Source organism: Paenibacillus polymyxa M1, assembly GCF_000237325.1.
Classification (GTDB): domain Bacteria; phylum Bacillota; class Bacilli; order Paenibacillales; family Paenibacillaceae; genus Paenibacillus; species Paenibacillus polymyxa_C.
This window is the reverse complement of sequence record NC_017542.1, coordinates 1799283-1817048: the sequence shown is the minus strand read 5'-3', so window position 1 is coordinate 1817048 and position 17766 is coordinate 1799283. Positions and strand designations below refer to the sequence as shown.

The following is a 17766-nucleotide window of genomic DNA, read 5'->3' as shown; positions in this document are numbered from 1 at the left end:
TGCACCATTCGACTTGCAAGCTATTCAATTCAATATTTATGATTGGAAACCTGGAATTGGAATCATGTAAAAATGCTTATAATTGCAATGCTTTTCTTGATTTAAAGTCTACACCCTTGTAATACATATCCGCTACGAGTAGATTCGGCCCGCAACAGGCAGCCGCATCGCAATGACAGTTCACGGTCTGATTCAGCGGATGCTCATTCAGCCATTCACCGAAAATATTGTCCAGACTGTTCTCCTGAATATTTCCGAAAGCTGGAATGTCTGCAAAATCCGTCACATATACGCTACCCGTGAACATATTCACATTTACACGGTTTCTTCCGTCTGGATCATTACGCACCGTAATATTCGGTTCTTGGCGCAAGCGACGAAGCAATTTACGGTCTTCCTCCCGCTCAGAACAAGCAAAGAACGGTAGTGTACCAAATAACATCCACATGTCCTGATTTCGCACATCCAGCAGCTTATCAATAGAGTTCCGCATATCGTCAAGGGACAGTACAGGCAAGGCAGAAGCAAAATTCGATGCGTACATCGGATGAACCTCATGTCGGCGACATCCCATTTCGTTGATCAACTGATGAATGCCTTCTAGCTTCGTATGTGTCCGATAATTAATCATGGACTCAGCTGAAATGAACATCCCCATTTCGCTCAATCTGCGTGCATTCTCTATCATTTTTTCATACAGGCGCACAGCACCCGCGCGTGGAGTCGGACGTCCGGTATTTGCAAATCCCACTTCATAAAAATCGTCTGCATTTAAATAATTAAACGATATATGCATGACATCCAGATACGGAAGCATCTTCTCATATCTTCTGATATCCAATGTCAGGTTGGAGTTAATTTGCGAACGAATACCGCGCTCTTTAGCATACTTCAACAGCGGAACGATCACATCGTCCACTGTTTTATCAAGCAATGCAGGTTCTCCGCCTGTAATACTTATTGTCTCCAGATGCTCAACTTCATCCAGCCGCTTCAGCATCAAATCTAAAGGAAGGAAAGGGGCCTCCTTCATAACCAACATATCGCCGACAGCGCAATGCTCACAGCGCATATTACATAAATGTGTTACGGTCATTTCCACACTTGTAAGCAAATGACGACCATGTGTACGCAGTGAGACAATCGGGTCCCACGGATCATACGTTGGCGATATTTGGGGTAGTGTGTTATTTTGTAGAACTGTCATTATGTTTTCACCTTATTTCTGTTATTAACCTCAAAAGACGTATAATTATCATATCATGATGTGTAAAGTGCCTGCATGCTTTCTTCCACATCCTCTGCTAATCTACGCGTACTCCTCCGAAAGGGCCGGTAGCAGCGCCTAATGTATTTGTAATCATAACCGAAAGGGATACGGACAAATCCACATCATAAGGCGCCTTCAGTTCCTGCCCATCCCGGTCTCTTACAATACGAATGACAGGCCTTTGCGGGATTTTGGGATGTATACGCACTACGACTCCCTCTTCCCCTGTGTTGAGCATTACAGAAAGCCCCAGAGGGTAAATAGCTACACAGTCACGAAAGGCTTCCAGCATCCGCTGCTCATACAGCGTTCCTGCCCCGGCGTATAGCACCTCCATTGCTTCATAAGGCAACAAAGCCTGCTTGTAGATTCGACTTGCCGTCATCGCGTCATACGAGTCCGCCAGACCGATCCATTTCGCATATTCGTGGATTTGGTCCTTTTTCCAACCGTGTGGGTATCCACTACCGTCAATACGCTCATGATGCTGTAATGCACAATGAGCTGACAACAAGGGAATCCCGGGTTCGTCTTTAAGTAGCTTATAGCCGATCACTGTATGTGTTTTCATATGCTCATATTCCTCGTCCGTCAATTTACCTGGCTTATAGAGCACTTGAGGTGAAATCTTCATTTTACCGATATCGTGCAGTAATGAACCTATCCCTAGCTCCATGAGCTGATTATTATCGTAGCCATTGGATATCCCCAGGACTAGTGAATACAAGCATACATTCAAAGAATGATGATACAAATCCTGATCCGCGGCCCCGATATCCATCAACATAATGATGGCATCCTGGCGGCCTCCAATATCGTCCAGAATGGATTCCATGACCTTATAAAATGACTTGCCAAAATATTTGTGCTTATGATCTACGGAGTAGGATGACAAACCCTGAAACTGCTTTTTGATTTCCTGTAGCGCCGCCACCCTTGTCTGTTCATGGATCATCTCGGGTATGACGATATCTTCTGTCACAGCATCCTCAATGTATACATATCCAATTCCGACTTGGCCTAGACGTTCAATCAATCGCGAAGTAAGCTCAACACCTTCCGAGAGCAGCACCATTCCATTTTCATTGTATATTTTTTTGCCCAGCTTCATGCCGGCTCTCAATAATGTAACAGGTACCAGTCGCAGCTTAATCCTCTCCCGATTGTTTTGATACCTGAAGCCACCTAGCTGCAAAACATTCTTCCATCGCGCCCGGACGCTTCAACTCCATTTCAATCAAATCCCGTAAAAATTCTGGAAGCATAAATCGGAGATCTGTTCCGTTCGCAAGCACCTTATAGCCTGCTTTGAAAGTGAACATATCCAACGTGCCCACTGTGTATTCCTCATCTTCTTCCAAAGGTTGACCCGCTACACGAATGTCCGTCACTTTTTCATAAGGAGCACGGTCCGGATCAAACTGAATGGTCAACCCTTCCACACACATCGTGCCCAGCACTTTGCCTCTGAAGCCAAATCCCGACATGGGCTTGTCTGTAAATTCAGGCAGCAAAGATTGCTCTAGGGCCAACCGAATGTCTCTTCCCCGCAACTTCATAACACAGGGATTAATCGGCGATGGGCATAAGGAATGCAGTATTCCTTTGCTAATATCTCCTTGAGGCAAGGGGCCAAGCAGTTGACCTGCATTGACGAGGGCAATTTCGGTTCCTGTAAAATGGGACACCGATTGTGCCAGCAAATTCCCGAAAGGGGACTCCTCATTATAGGCGATCTCCAATTCCCGATCTGTTACTGCTACCGTGCTCTCCATGGCGCGTTCTGCTTGTCTGCGATGCAACACAATGGCCGATGCCACTTTTTCGTCTAGCAGCGTCTGATCCATAGGAACTACGCCGCCTGAGGTAACTCGAAACGGTTCAAGACTATGGTTACGGGTTAGTGTCACTTCACCGAGCAACGTTCCGAACTTCCCGGCCCCACATAGAACGGTGTTCCCGATCCGAAGCGGTTCCTCCAGCACATGGTGGGTGTGACCACCAAGAATAACGTCAATCTCAGGAAACTGGGACGCTAATTTCTCATCAGACGGTAAACCTAGGTGAGACATCACGACCACCACATCCACCTGCTTTCTGAGTGCCGCGATCTGCGTCCCCAGCACCTCAAACGGATCGAGCACGTCCCAGCCCAGCAATTGATAAAACTCTGTAAAAGGAGCCGTCACACCTAGTAAACCGATCTTGATTCCTGCTTTGTTTAGAATAACGGATTCCTTCATCCACGAAGGAATCCTCCCCGTAGCACGCTCTGTTAGATTGCCACATACGACTGGACAATGAATGCCCGCATATGCCTGTTCAATCATATCCGAGGTAAAAGTTAGTCCCTCATTGTTACCGATCGTAATTGCATCGTATCCTGTCAGATTAATCACATCCACATTTGCCCCACCGAGCGTTCCTTCCGTTTCGGGGGCCATCCGATCCATGTGGTCTCCTATGTCCAGTACAAGTAGCGCATCCCCTGATGCAGCTCTTCGTTCATTGATCATCGCGGCTATCGAAGGCATACTGCCAAAATGACTATGGATATCATTGGTATGCAAAATGGTCAACGTTTGCCGAGTCGTCATCTCCATAACCGCCCTCCTCTATATTTTATATATCGACTTTGGAGCTTCTAATGTTTAAGCATACCATGTTATTTAGCAATATGGTACATATGAGGTGGACATAGATAGTGAAAATCATTGACATTGCCTTCTATATGTAACTCAGAGGAGACGGGTCCTTGGGACCTATTTTACAGCTTGGAATAATAGTAAATTAGTCGTTGTCATCCCATATAATTCTTGATATATTAAGTTTGTTTCGTATTTTCGACAAATTTACGACAAGGAGGTTAGCACATGAGAGTTCACGTTACCGATGCCAAGCCGGGAGATCGCCTCAAATCCGATACATACAATGGGCACGGTGTACCTGTCTTGATTCAGGGCACCGAGCTTCAGCATGACGATATTTCCAAGCTCATTATGCATGGTGTCGATTATATTGACATTGATGCTGGTTCTACGAGCATTCCGGTTGGCTTTGCCCCCGATGTTCCTGCTTCCCCCGAGTCCCTCAAACGCGCCGTTCCCCTTATGGAGCAAACGATCAGTGGCTTTGAAAGCATGTTCCTCGAAGCTTCCTCAACTGGAAAATTTGATGAACATCGAGTTGATGAGCTGTTCGCCCCTCTTGTTTCAGAGCTGGCTCGTCAAAAAGATGTCGTATCTCTGCTGTTAATTATGGAACGGGGAGATCACTATACCTATAACCATTCTCTCCAAGTAGGTATACTGTCATATTACATTGCCACTTGGCTTGGATATACAGAGGAAGAGGCATATGCCGCGGGCAAAGCTGGATATTTACACGATATAGGCAAGTCCATGATACCGGATGAAATTTTAAATAAACCAGATAAACTAACACCTGAAGAATTTCATGAGATGAAGAAACATTCTCTGTATGGCTATGATATTATTCGCAATTCAACCAGCGATGATATTTCAGCAATTGTCGCCTTGCAGCATCACGAACGCGAAGACGGAAGTGGATACCCCCACGGACTGTTCAAAGAAGAGATTCATCCTTTTGCCAGCATAACAGCTGTTGCCGACGTATACAGCGCGATGATTTCCAACCGTGTGTATCAGACAAAACAGGAGTTGCTCACCGTATTACGCGAGCTGCACAGTATGAGTTTTGGACATCTGAATCCAGAAACTACCCAAGTGTTCATCAGACATATGCTTCCGAATTTTATTAATAAGCAGGTTCTATTGACTACAGGCCAGACAGGAACTATTATTCTGAACAATCCTGTGGATTACTTCAGACCCTTAGTAAGAATTAACGATAATGAATATATAGATTTGTCAAAGGAACGCCATGTATACATTGACGAAATTTATCTGGAATCCTGATCTGCCACTGCCACCCGGCGTTACTTTGTTTGTACGGAATGTTTTACCGAAGCACAGGCTACACGAATAAAAAGAGACTGTCCTTTAATCCTGAACTGTGACCCCATTTGTGGGTCCTTTTGAAAAAGGGTCCCTATTCATCAAGCAGCAATGAGATGACTTCTGTATTCATCAGGAGTCATCTTTTTTAATGTCCATTGGAACCGTTCGGTATTGTAATAAGTGATGTATTCGTTGACACGAACTCGCAACTCTTGTAGGCATGAGCAATCCTTGAACTCTAATTCATCCTTCATATGCCCGAAGAACGTCTCCATAGAAGCATTATCCCAACAGTTTCCTTTGCGTGACATCGATTGGTTAAAGCCAGCTTTAGCGATCATGGAACGAACCTCAGGATGTGTGTAATGGAATCCCTGATCAGAGTGAAAGATAGCCTCCGGATGGACTTCCCCGCCTAAACGGTTAAGCAGTCGCTTCAGTGTTTGTTGGACAAGAGACAATTTCAAAGAAGAGGACAGATAGTGAGCTAAGATTTCTTTTGTTGCACCATCCTTTACACAGGACAAATAAGCCCGCTGGCCATTTCCATAATGCATATAAGTAATGTCGGTTAGCAATACCCTTTCAGGCTCTCCATGGTCAAACCGACGCTTCAGGAGGTTCGGGCAGGTGCGGTGCTCTTGTGTGGCTTTAGCCATTTTACGATAGGGATTCGCTTGACGAATCACAGCAACGAGTTTGAATTTCCGCATCAAACGGCGAATTTTCTTGTGATTCATAACGATTCCATGAAGACGTTCTAACCTCATCTTGATGACCAGCGCGCCAGCCTTCCCTCGAAGTGCATCAAAGTGCGCCTTCAGCAGTAAAAAGTCTCGTTCATCGGCAGCTTCTCGAAGCTGGCGATGTTCTTCTGCCGCACACCAGCGATAGTACCCGCTCGTACTTACCTCAGCAAGCTTACAAAGATAGCGAATCACACGTCTCAATCCATGTTTACGAACAACTTGATTGATGAGCTGAAAGCGCTCGGAAGACGCTAGTAATTCATTGTTGTCTTTGTGCCTTTCGAGCGCTTCTAGCTTTTTTAAGAGTTCATTCTCGGCTTCCAAAAGCTTGATACGTGCCTCAGCAAGACGGAGTTTTTCCTCAGCCGATGGCTCACGACTAGCCGGTCTTCCTGAGCTTCCCTTCCCCCTACGCTCTTCCAGCAGCCCCGCATCACCTGAAGAAGCATATGTTTTTCGCCAACGATCCAGACATCTTTTTGGCGTCTCCTGTCCAATGAGTTCGACGTTAAATCCTGCCTGTACGAAGATTTCCGTGGGTGTATGCCCTGCTTGATTGGCCTGTACGGCTGCAATCTTAAAGGCAGGAGAATACGTGATATTCTTCTCTGATACGCGAAGAACGGATGGATTTGACTCCAGCGCCTTGATCTCTTGCTCCGTAAAAACTCGTCTGATTTTTCTCATAATTCTTCATCCCCACAAACTTTTATAATCTGATTAAAACACAAAAGACCCGTAAGAGGGCACTTTTTTCAAAGTGTCCATCTTACGGGTCACAGTTCATCCGTAGGTTTTTCCTACAAAGGACAGCCTCTTTTTGTATTACAAACATTAGCCCAATTACTCTGTATTGCTTGTTTAATCCTAGGAGTTAAGATCTTGTAGGCCTGGGCTATGTTCATTAGGCAATTCAGGCATATACGGAAGAGGAAAGCCTTCTGGAGGGTCAATGACACTCAAATCTCCACCGTTTCTGCTTGGCGTTTGCCCATTGAATATTTCTCCAATACGGGTAGAATCCAATCGAAAATTAAACTGTGCATTGTGAAAGCCCATTTCAACATACTTCCGACATTCTGGATACTTGTTAATATCGTAGTTTGGAACCGGGAACAATTTGCCCCAATCTACTCCAAGTGTCTCTAACGCTTTGGCAAACGCATTTTGATGAGCATTATCTCGTACAATCAAAAAAGCTAATGTTTCCCGGAATGTTTTGTTCGAGCTCATTTCGTAAATTCGGGATTTTTGCAGAACCCCTGTAGATTCGAGTACGAGATTATCAAGCAAATCACTAATCAGATTGCCGTGGGAATAGACATAACTGCCTAACCAAGGGTTACCACTTGCATCAACGGGTAAGGAACTTTGAGCTCCCATAATAAAATGATGAGGATTGGCATGTTTTATCGCTTCATCCAAAGGAGCATGATCAATTCCAGCATCGCCGGCTTGGTCTTCGCCTGAGCCAGTCAGAAGTTGATTTATGGTATGTTGGACCAGTTCAACATGACTAAGCTCCTCTAGGAAAACTCCTCGTATCAAATCCCTATACTGCACAGCATTACCACGAAAATTATTACTTTGAAAGAAAAACTGCATCATCGTACGCATTTCTCCAAATCGACCACCCAATACCTCCTGAATCACTTTTGCAGCAGCTGGGTCGGGTTTATCGGGCACTATTAAGTTAATCAAATCTTCTTTATAAAAATACAATACCAAAACCCCCTCAGAGCTTTTATTTTGAAGTAAAACATATGCTACCCATTTTTATCATTTTTATACAAGACAAAGAAACAGAAAGGTTATTATTATGCAGGCTCCTATCAGTCTAGTATTAGGGATATTTGTTGTTAAGCAGCTCCTCGTTTTGTTGCGCATTGAATGGGTTAATATAGCTTGGATTCACTAAACTGCTTTTAACCTATAGGAGGACTAATTATGTTTAGACATCAAAAAGAGTTGCAGTTCGAAGTGAAAGTAGAGCGACCTGACCCTCTATTTGCCCGACAGGTACAAGAAGTTTTGGGAGGCCAATTCGGAGAAATGACCGTGATGATGCAATATTTGTTTCAAGGGTTCAACTGTCGCGGTGATGAAAAATATAAAGATATGTTAATGGATATTGGAACAGAAGAAATAGGGCATGTGGAGATGCTGTGTGCTTTAATTAGTCAATTACTTGATGGGGCTAAACCAGAAGATCAGGAGCAAGCTGCCAAAGACCCTGTTACAGCTGCCATTATGGGGGGAATTAACCCGCAACACCTACTCGTCAGTGGTCTGGGCGGATTACCTACTAATTCAAATGGAGTTCCATGGAACGGTTCTTACATTGTTGCGAGTGGTAATCTTTTGGCAGATATGCGGTCCAACCTGCATGCAGAGAGTCAAGGTCGATTGCAGGTAGCAAGACTATATCATATGACCCAAGATGAAAGCGTTAGGGCTACATTGCGGAAAATGCTAGCACGCGACCGCTATCATCAGTATCAATGGCTGGCGGCAATCCAAGAATTAGAAGAAAAAAATGGTGTTGTGGTACCGGCTTCCTTTCCTCCTGAAGCAGAGCAAGAATCTCAGCCTGAGGCATATGAGTTTTGGAACTTGTCTGAAGGCGAAGAATCTAGTGAAGGTCTGTGGGCAACAGGAAGTGCACCGGATGGAACCGGGAGCTATGTATACATCTCTAACCCCGTTGCCAAAGGCCAGATCTATAATGCCAAAATACCAGCAACCGAGTTACATCATGACTTAGACCATAAAACTTCAGATAAATAAACGTGTAACAGACGAGCCTTCCCAACATTAAAGATTGCTTATTGGTGACACTAACCATAAAATGAAACAAAAATATATACTTACAGTGCACATAAGACGGCTTATCATAAAGCACATCAAATTACAGCTGATCATAAGCAAGAAGTATAGAATCAATGTAAGACCAAAAATCTCTGCCGACCAATTATGGTTAGCAGAGCTTTTTGATTTAGTCAAACTACCGTTCATTAAACAAGAGGTGCCTCAATCAATGTTGCGAAATTAAACTGGTGTACATGACCATCATTTAATGTAGTTTGGCCCGTAACAAAATGTACGTGTTTTCCATTTCCGACTGGAATAGCTGGTCCTGTTCTAATCCTTCTCAGATTATGAAAGTGGTTCACGAAATCAGTTTTTGTAAGATCAATTTCGTGGACATGACTTCTTCCAACTCGAATCGCTTGCCCAGTAACACCTGCAAAGCGGTGGTTATGTCGGTCTGCACCTTCTTCAGCCAGTTTGGTACTACCTTCAAATTCATGTACATGCCTTTGTGTCTGTTTAGAAGAGATTGTCTTCTTCTTTACTACAGGTTTATTCTTCTGCATCTGTTGGTTGCCTCCTTATGTTTATGTCGCTCACAACATCCTATTAAGCAAACATACATAAGTGCTAGGCAACTATCTGCGGTCACAGAAAAAATAAAAGAAGACGAACTTAAAAAGTTCGCCTTCTACACTACCGCTCAATTGGGGGGATTAATGTTATACGCACAGCTAAATTAACAATTTTTCTTTAGACTTAATAGCTTTCGGTATCATGCGTGGTATCACATTTTACTGAAAGCTTAATTTTTTTCTACTATTATATATAGTGTTTTTTTGACAATTAACATTCATCCTTTCTTTTCCCATCCAGTACCTCCTTTAAAACAAATATTAGACAGGCGCTCCATCCAGAACCAAAGTAGCTCGTTGGCCTTTAGTCATTTCTACTATGTATTTACGCAAATTACTTTCCAAATTCACAGGAGCGGTTAAAACAACCTCCTTTCAATATTGATCACCTGACTCTAGAAATAAGCTGTTTTCATACTCCAGTAGCCATTATTGTTTTACTAAGAATGTCTCTAAGAAATTGCCTAAAAATCATTATCAAGTATTTTGTAACATCATCATTGGTCAGCAATTTCAAACTATGATCTTTCCAGATGATCTTGCACGTCTGTTCTTCCGTTGAAATTCTTACATATACGCCTGTCACGCTGTACACTTTCATATTTTTTATAATTATACTCATAACAAGCGTCTCGTAATTTATCAGTAGAATCAGATGTAATAAATTCAATATGCATCTATGCATCACCTCGCCCTTTATAGCGGTTTTGTCACACAATCCAGATTACACCACAAAAAGGCTCTAGGTAAGTCTGGAGACTTTACTTTTATTTTTCCATTAATTCATTAAATATCTCTCTATCTTTGGGAGTAAAGTCGGAAATCCGTTTCTTTTTCACGTATGTGTTGGTATTTGAATCCAATTTAATAAAGCTATTTTCACCAACCACGTATACGATATTTTTTTTTATCTTATATGACACAATATTATCAACAGCTTTTTCCAGTGGATCAGCAAGATGATTATAAAGTATTAAAGGGTCTTGCGGCCCCCCTCTCAAAATTTGAAAAGTCCCGTCACCAAAATATTCTACGGTATCTTTGCCTGATGGGTATTTATACTTCGTATTATCCCCCAAATTCACTAAAAAAATTATAGTAGTAGTTATAACTAGTAGAGAGAGCAAGATCAAAATAAAGATATATCTACGCTTCATCCGCAATTCACACCTCACTTCCAAGCTTTTTTTGTATCAGTAACTGTTACATAAGACGTATACTCATTTAGTGTTCCCCATGATTCCATTAAATTTGTTAGGTTTGCTGCAGCCCAACCAAGTTTGTTGTTCCCAGTAAACATTTGTTTAAAATTATACTCAAAATTATAGACATCAGAATACGTTGTAGTAATTTTCCATTGCCCGTTTACATATGTTCCATCTATTTTGTACTTCATTTTGTGAAAAGCATTATATAAATCTCTATCACTTTCTAATTGCTCAGATCCATTATAAGAAAAACTTTTAACTTTATTAGCGTTAGCTTTTTTGACTTCTTCATTAACTATTGCGATGTGCTCTTTAGATTTTTTAATTTGCTGTGCCTCATACGACCACTCGTTAAAGTGTAAATTTCCTGGTTTGTAGTCAAGTGAATGTTGAAGTAAATTGGCTGTGATGTCCCCGTACTTCTTTCGAGCTATAGGAACAGCTACTAATGCAAATGCTTTACGATCAGGATAATGTATTACAGTATCTGTTGAATCTTTTACCTTCTCTACGCCTCGCACCCAAGTCTTTTCTAGTTCTACCATCGGATTTTCAAACGGAAAAGTATTATTTCCTGCATACACTAACATATTCTTACTGTATGCACCTTCCAATACTTTTTTCGAGGCATCAGACTCATCCTGTTCTCTTGTTTCCTTAGGTTCTACCTGAGGACTGTACTGTATTTTTCCCAATTGATCTTCTTTTTGTTTTAAAACAAGTTCAAACTCAATGATCTCTTTACTGGTATCAATCTGTTCTTGATACTCATCTACGTAAGCGTGTGTAAACGTAATATCTCAAATTGTGTTTTCATTTCTAACGATTTGGATATTACATTTGCGATAGTAATCTTCAGTATCAGGTTTATATTCTGTGCTTGCCCATGTATACAGCATGTTGGAATTATCCGCATTGTCTACAACTGAAGGAAGCGAATGAAGCGGAATTTTGCTTCGAATATGTAGCGAATGAGCCAAGTTTGGAGACTTAGCTGAAAGGTTTATGGAACTATTATTCTTATAAGTAAAGCCAATGATCTCACCTTTTACAAACTCGATTGGTTCACCACCGGATTTGGAAGCACCTCTCTTATTGCTCATGAATCTTACCTCACAATCCTCTTTATTGTTTGATTAAAACACAAATGACCCGTAAGTGGGTCACTTTTTTCAAAGTGTCCATCTTACGGGTCACAGTTCAGTTAAGGTTAGCGGGGATTTGCTTTACTTATGTATAAGCCCCTCCATGCTGTACTTGAGGCTCTATGCCATGCGAATGAATAGGTACAGTAACAATTAACAAAAAGCTAGCCGCGACGATCACCAGTGCCATTTTTTTTAACATTGTTCATCCACACCTTTTCAATAAGATTTAAAAATTTTTTTTGGTTTCAAGACTCGCATGTTCTCGAAAATGTAAAAAGAGCCCCATACAATTTATGAAATAAGTCTCATTATTTAGTGTATGATAACTTACCATAGAATACATCAAATGTTTAAAACCATCATCGTAAGAATTTCGATGTAAATAATAATGGGCCAACTCATAACCACACCACGCAAAATAATCTGGTACCACTTGTTGAGTATATATATCACTTGATGAGTGTTGTGATAATGAAACAATGTCAGTTTCAAATTGTTTAATTATATCACTAACGTCGATATCATATCGGTTAGCCGTTATCATAATGTTCAGTAGTTGAATAATCCGATCTTCTTGGGTTGTATCCTTCGCTGCGTCGATGTATTCAATATATTCTTGCAGGACCTCTATATCTCCGGATAAAAGCTTATTGACAATAATATTAGCTTCTGCCCAGTACCTAAACAAACCAATCCAGTGTTGGGTATCTTCGTCTGTCTCTTTAACCCAATCTAAATTAGCATAGGCGTATGTATATTGTAGAGCTTGGTGGTAATCGCCTTGGGCTTCGTAGACACCTGCACACAGCAGGTCAGCATAGGAAATGTATACAAACAATGGACGGTTTAGCTTATCAGTACATTCAGTATGTTCTCGACTCTTATGTTCGTTTTTCAAATTATATTGAATTTCCGCTTTAGCCCTCATTAATTTTGCTATTTCCTCTACCTTGTCCCATTTACGCAGAGATCTGTACACGTTAGCTAAATCCTTCAGCGCGTCAAGCTGTTCCATTTCATCAAGACGTTCCACAAAGGGTTCAAGTAGCGTTGCTGCCTCGAGATTACGGTTTTGATCCTCTCCAACTTGAATTGTGAATATACGATATTGGCAGACTGCCAAGCGTTCAGAATGTTGATATCTCTCCGCTTCAGCTACTCCCTCATAGAGTATCAATGCCGCTTCTAATCGTCCCTGCGACAATAATCCTTCTGCAATTTCAAATAGCTTGGGTGAATACAGGAGATTGTCCATGATGGCTCCAACTACTCGACGGATCGCATCCAACCTGTCCAACTCCGCACAGCGAAACAAAAATGGCTCGATTCGCCTCATATTCGGGGGATGGTCGATGATGAAGTTTTCTATAAACAGATCGTAAAACTCTCCCTCTGGTAAACCCATAGCCTCAGTGATTCGGTCTAGCTGGTTAACAGACATTGACTTGTTTCCTGTTACAATAGCACTTATTATCCCCCTATTCATGCCTGCAAGTTGTCCGAATTGCGCTAGGCTCAAACCTTTTTGTTGTATATATTTATCTAATTCTGCTCGAATCGTAGGTGTATGCTTCATATCATATCCACCTTCTACACAGAAATTCCAAAACTTTTTATTATTGCATTCTATTGTCATCCATAATTTAACAGATGTCAATACCTTTCCTTTTTTTCATTTAAAGCCTTTACCTGTCCACGAATCTATTAAATATATTCATATATTCCATAAAAAGGTTGACGATATTAATAGACCCGTTTATGCTATTTATTGATTCACAAATATTTCAAGGAGGCGTTTTGTTTGAAAGTAAAATTTCTACCACAAGCTTTTCTAGCTGCAACGTTACTCATTTCTTTGGTAGTCGCCAGCCCGGCAATCTCTCATGCTGAGAAAGGGGGGAAAATCCCTGACCAAATGTTAGCGGGTACAATCATCCAATATGATGAGAACAATAACATGGTTGTATTGGAAAAAGGAACTCCAGTACCTGAACAGCAAAAATCTAAAGCTGCTATTGCCCCACTTACTGCTGAACAACAAGTTGAGCTAGAAAAAGAAAAACAACAGGATAAAGAGATCGAAGAAGCAACCAAATCACTGCCGGTATATCATATTGATAACCCTGATCCTCAGCCTGGTTTAAAAGTTATTTATGACGGCGAAGGTTTTATCAAAGATATTATCTTGCCTGATCAAAAAGAAATCAACTGGGACTTATACATACGGAGAATACGATAATAAAAATTAAAAATCGTGGAACATCTAGTGACTATGTTCGAGACACAGGGAGTTTATTATTTAGGTAGCACTTCTCAGAAAAACAGGAAGTAGGATGCGGCGTATATTATTATGATTTCACATCGAAAATCAAACCCCCATCTTTATACAAGAGGAGGGTTTCATCAATAAATTCATGCTGCTGAACAAGTAATTGTACTGATTGTCGCCATGCCAAAGAGCCGGAAAAGAAGATTCTCTCTCCGGCTTTCTTTATCTAATACCAATCACTAAATCTATTGCGGAACCTCTCTCACAGTCGTACCTTTGTACGCTCCTCTATTACTAGCTTAGCCAGTAGAGCATTTAGTGTTTACTTAGAAACTGTATCCGTATTAGTCTATTCCGTAATAACAGTTGTTTGATCGGGTGTTGTTGGCGCATTAATAGGTGCAGGGTCAGAAGCAGGACTTCTTGCACAATCCCTTAAAATCCAAGATGGGGGAAAGGGAATTACGATAAACTTGATGTAGACAGGATACTCCATCACAAGCAACTCTTAATTCCCATCTTTAACAGTCCCCGCTGGAGCATGTGATAGGCATAATGACTAAATGGAGCTGGTATTATCTATAATTCATTCACTTCAATATTTTTCATTGTACTTGCTATAATAATTCAAATTACAATACGAAAATTGGAGCCTCGGATAAGTAAAAGCACAATGTTGAAAGTGAGAATTGCAATAACAACAATAGTTCTTCTTATTGGAATCGTGTTGTATATAATTGACCCTCAGTGGTGGATCGTGATTGCTTTTGCAGTATTTGTCTGTATACTGCTTGTTATGCTTTTTGTAAATTTTTTGAAAAGACGAAGTAAATCACATTGATTTATGATTTCCTACTCATCGTTTAACAAGAGCTTTCGGGACTGACCCCCATTTGTGAGAAAAAGACAAGACACCCCGGCCCGTATACCATTTTGAAAACCCTGCCCCACAACCTGGACTAAAGATGGCGAAGGTCTTATCAAGGACATGATCCTGCCAAAAGAAAATAGACTGGCTTCGGATGTTTATGGACTTAATGCATTGCCACACGGAACACGAAACCCAGCTGGGGATTACAGATACGGAGCATCTAATAATGTAATTTCTATTAGTGGAGACAAGCATGGCTCTGTTATAGGCACAGGGAGAGGAACCAACTTCACGGACGAGCAAGGTGAGAATGGAAATACTCTCCGAAGATGTGACTGCGCAACAAAAGGAGACATTGATAATCCGGAGTTTGGGACAATAATTCGGGTAAGGAATACTGATAAGGATATAGTCCATGAATTTTCGAAGGCCGATAATGGGTCTCTTCCAGATGCAATCATTGATATTTGGAAAACGGGTGTAGAGGATCTAGGTTTAACATGGCATTCGTATACTTCATTTTCAGGTAGATATTCCTATAATTTCTGATATATTTATAGCAAAAAGGATAGGGTCTCGTGTCCTATCCTTTTTCCCTTTCGCATTATATTCAGTTTGATTCATCACTTATTTCAGAAAGGAATGCATCGTTTTGAGAACACGCCGCTACAAATTCTTTATACTTTCCCTGCTCGTGCCCGCTTTATTGTCATCCTGCTCCCCTTCTTATACCCCACCAGCAGAATCTGCTGTACCCCAAAAGACCCAATCAGGGGAAAAGACAGCTCTAGCCGGTCAGGGCCAATATCTATCCATGACCTACACACAATATGTGAATGGGAAGAACGCAGATCAAGGCATGGTTATGCGAGTTATGACGTACGACTTAAGCAGTAAAAAAATGACCAAGCTGGCTGATGTTCCGTATACCTCTCAATACCCGCTTTCTGTGGTGTCCTTGCCTGATCACAAAATTTATTATTCTGCTGATTAAGGGAGACCAATTATTTTAGTATGACTTGAATACCAAAAAAAGCGAACAGCTTACCGATAATTTGTTTGCCATCAATGATATCGTACCAACCACTCCGGATGGTCCCCTTGTTCTGGTTGCAGTCAAAAAAGGAGAACGGATACTTAAGACTATGTTCTATAACAAAACAACCCGTACCATGCAAATTATGCATGATGAAAATCAGGATGATACTACAACTTGGTCTATCACCTATAATCTAGCCAAAAAAACAATTTACAGTTCACAGTATTTAGATAAGGAGCACGAGAAACAAAGAGTCATCTCAAACCGAACACAAACCATCATGGCCCCTCCGGACAACAAGGTTACAGAAATCAATAGCGTCACCAAGCAGGAACGCTCTATCATCACACTGAAAAAAGAGAAAATATCATCAATGTCCAGCAGTAATGATAAACTACTTCTCGTAACTACCAATCTAACTAATCACAGCAAACCCGAGTATAGTCTGGTTGATATTGCAAAAGGTAAACGTACCAAAATAAAGTTGCCTATTTTAACCCGCCAATTTGTCTATATGTCCCCCGACGGCAAGGGTGTCTACTATTTGGGTAGCGCCTCTGAGAAAAATGAGGAGGAAGGGCGCGGCGTATATTATTATGATTTCACATCGAAAATTCAAACCCCGATCTTTATACAGGAAGAGGGTTTTATCAATAACTTCATACTGTTGAATAAGTAATTGTTCTGATTAGCAACATGCAAAAAAGCCGGAAAGGAGCAAGTCTACGCTATCTTTCCGGCTTTCCTTATCTGTTTAGTGTTTACTTTGTAACTTTAGCCGGATGATACCTCTGCCGTATCCTGAGTCAAGAAACCATTAAGCTTTGCAGCCAGACCAGATACAGCTTCCTTAGCTGCTGCCTGTGCTGCATTCTTGTTTGGCTGTGCTTCAGTAGCCAGTAGCGCTTTTGTTTTGGCCTTATACTCTAGATATGCCTTCTCAATTGCAGGGCCTTAACTCTACTTAGGATAATACGATACTCCAATCCAAGACCACTACAGATATTAGAGTTTCTGAATATTTTATGGTAATATCAAACTATCAGCAGAAATTTATTGAGGGAAACAAAAAGATGCCTAAAAGTAAACTTATTCTCTTTATATTGTTTTTTTATATAGGCTGGACAATTAAGGAGCTAACATTCCATCCAAAAATAACTGATTTGGAGCTTTATTTGATATCCTTCTTGATAAAAATGATTTTTTGGATTGGGCTGGTGGTCATTTATTTCGTATATATCGATCGAGTAAAGTTGCAACAAATCATTGACTACATAAAATTAAAACAAAATATCATCAAGGGAGTATTTACTGGCGGAATTATTGGATTATTATTGGTAGCAATCGAGGCTACTATCTTTAATGGTTTTAGATTGGACATAGGAATCAGATGGATTATTACACCGTTAACTGCATTTTCTGAGGAAGTAGTATTCCGGGGATTCGTTATGAATAAACTAAGAGACCATCGGGTAAAAGGATACAACTTTATACAAGCCATACTTTTTATGGGGATACACTTTCCAATAGGTATTATTTCAGGATACTCACTTCTTAACTATTTGACCATATTTCTCGTAGGATACATTCTTGGATTTATATATAAAAAGACTTCTTCGATATGGGCTCCAACGATTGCACATAGTGTCTATAATATTCTTATTTATTTAAGGCAATAAATGTACCTATTTCTTTTAGTGCGTCAATCCTTTATGTTTTTACCGATTATGTTGTTGAACCTGAGAAAATGAAGTTATAAAAGAATTGGCCTTATTATTAGAAGAAG

At 40.9% G+C, this 17766-nt stretch carries 16 protein-coding genes and 1 pseudogene; 7 read left to right on the top strand and 10 right to left on the bottom strand.

Annotated elements, in window-relative coordinates; genetic code table 11:
* Window positions 1-76: 76 nt before the first annotated feature.
* The 3 genes from yfkAB to PPM_RS08090 all read right to left on the bottom strand — a co-directional run bounded on the left by yfkAB (window position 77) and on the right by PPM_RS08090 (window position 3873).
* Entirely contained in the window at window positions 77-1207 is a 1131-nt protein-coding gene (yfkAB, locus tag PPM_RS08100; protein WP_013370310.1) for a radical SAM/CxCxxxxC motif protein YfkAB, read from the bottom strand.
* 97 nt (window positions 1208-1304) lie between these two features.
* Entirely contained in the window at window positions 1305-2465 is a 1161-nt protein-coding gene (locus tag PPM_RS08095) for an HD-GYP domain-containing protein (RefSeq protein WP_014599602.1), read from the bottom strand.
* A complete protein-coding gene (locus tag PPM_RS08090) occupies window positions 2419-3873 on the bottom strand; it encodes a bifunctional metallophosphatase/5'-nucleotidase (RefSeq protein WP_013370308.1) in 1455 nt (484 codons plus the stop codon). Before PPM_RS08090 ends, PPM_RS08095 begins: the two co-directional genes overlap by 47 nt.
* Window positions 3874-4143: 270 nt before the next feature.
* Between PPM_RS08090 and PPM_RS08085 the strand changes: the two genes are divergently transcribed.
* Entirely contained in the window at window positions 4144-5208 is a 1065-nt protein-coding gene (locus tag PPM_RS08085; RefSeq protein ID WP_013370307.1) for an HD-GYP domain-containing protein, read from the top strand.
* Between the two features lie 140 nt (window positions 5209-5348).
* Here the strand turns inward: PPM_RS08085 and PPM_RS28175 are convergent, their stop codons facing one another.
* Together PPM_RS28175 and PPM_RS08075 are read right to left on the bottom strand one after the other, a co-directional pair.
* Entirely contained in the window at window positions 5349-6686 is a 1338-nt protein-coding gene (locus tag PPM_RS28175) for an IS3 family transposase (protein WP_014599601.1), read from the bottom strand.
* A gap of 180 nt (window positions 6687-6866) precedes the next feature.
* Window positions 6867-7721: a manganese catalase family protein gene (locus PPM_RS08075; protein WP_013370306.1), complete on the bottom strand. Its 855-nt coding sequence runs from the start codon at window positions 7719-7721 to the stop codon at window positions 6867-6869.
* A 225-nt stretch (window positions 7722-7946) separates the two neighbouring features.
* On the opposite strand from PPM_RS08075, the gene PPM_RS08070 reads away from it, so the two are divergent.
* Complete coding sequence (locus tag PPM_RS08070) at window positions 7947-8786, top strand: manganese catalase family protein (RefSeq protein WP_013370305.1); 840 nt, start codon at window positions 7947-7949, stop codon at window positions 8784-8786.
* 227 nt (window positions 8787-9013) lie between these two features.
* Here the strand turns inward: PPM_RS08070 and PPM_RS08065 are convergent, their stop codons facing one another.
* The 5 genes and pseudogenes from PPM_RS08065 to PPM_RS08040 all read right to left on the bottom strand — a co-directional run bounded on the left by PPM_RS08065 (window position 9014) and on the right by PPM_RS08040 (window position 13377).
* The gene (locus PPM_RS08065; RefSeq protein ID WP_014599600.1) at window positions 9014-9376 is read right to left on the bottom strand and encodes a YmaF family protein; all 363 of its coding nucleotides are present in this window, start codon (window positions 9374-9376) and stop codon (window positions 9014-9016) included.
* An 836-nt stretch (window positions 9377-10212) separates the two neighbouring features.
* Window positions 10213-10602 (bottom strand): hypothetical protein, encoded by a 390-nt coding sequence (locus PPM_RS29505; protein ID WP_025676018.1) that lies wholly within the window; start codon window positions 10600-10602, stop codon window positions 10213-10215.
* A 14-nt stretch (window positions 10603-10616) separates the two neighbouring features.
* Entirely contained in the window at window positions 10617-11348 is a 732-nt protein-coding gene (locus PPM_RS08050) for a hypothetical protein (protein WP_013370303.1), read from the bottom strand.
* Window positions 11349-11453: 105 nt separating this feature from the next.
* The gene (locus tag PPM_RS08045) at window positions 11454-11756 is read right to left on the bottom strand and encodes a hypothetical protein (RefSeq protein WP_013370302.1); all 303 of its coding nucleotides are present in this window, start codon (window positions 11754-11756) and stop codon (window positions 11454-11456) included.
* Window positions 11757-11962: 206 nt separating this feature from the next.
* Window positions 11963-13377 (bottom strand): annotated as a pseudogene (locus PPM_RS08040) (helix-turn-helix domain-containing protein).
* A gap of 225 nt (window positions 13378-13602) precedes the next feature.
* Here PPM_RS08040 and PPM_RS08035 point away from each other — a divergent pair.
* The 5 genes from PPM_RS08035 to PPM_RS08015 all read left to right on the top strand — a co-directional run bounded on the left by PPM_RS08035 (window position 13603) and on the right by PPM_RS08015 (window position 17659).
* On the top strand, window positions 13603-14040 hold the full coding sequence (locus tag PPM_RS08035; protein ID WP_013370299.1) for a hypothetical protein: 438 nt from the start codon (window positions 13603-13605) through the stop codon (window positions 14038-14040).
* Between the two features lie 1018 nt (window positions 14041-15058).
* Entirely contained in the window at window positions 15059-15490 is a 432-nt protein-coding gene (locus PPM_RS08030; protein ID WP_025677281.1) for a hypothetical protein, read from the top strand.
* A 103-nt stretch (window positions 15491-15593) separates the two neighbouring features.
* Window positions 15594-15935 (top strand): hypothetical protein, encoded by a 342-nt coding sequence (locus PPM_RS08025; RefSeq protein WP_025677280.1) that lies wholly within the window; start codon window positions 15594-15596, stop codon window positions 15933-15935.
* Window positions 15936-15960: 25 nt separating this feature from the next.
* Window positions 15961-16659, top strand: a complete 699-nt coding sequence (locus PPM_RS08020) for a hypothetical protein (protein WP_013370297.1) — start codon at window positions 15961-15963, stop codon at window positions 16657-16659.
* A 394-nt stretch (window positions 16660-17053) separates the two neighbouring features.
* Window positions 17054-17659, top strand: coding sequence for a CPBP family intramembrane glutamic endopeptidase (locus PPM_RS08015; protein WP_013370296.1), 606 nt, complete (start codon window positions 17054-17056; stop codon window positions 17657-17659).
* Window positions 17660-17766: the final 107 nt, after the last annotated feature.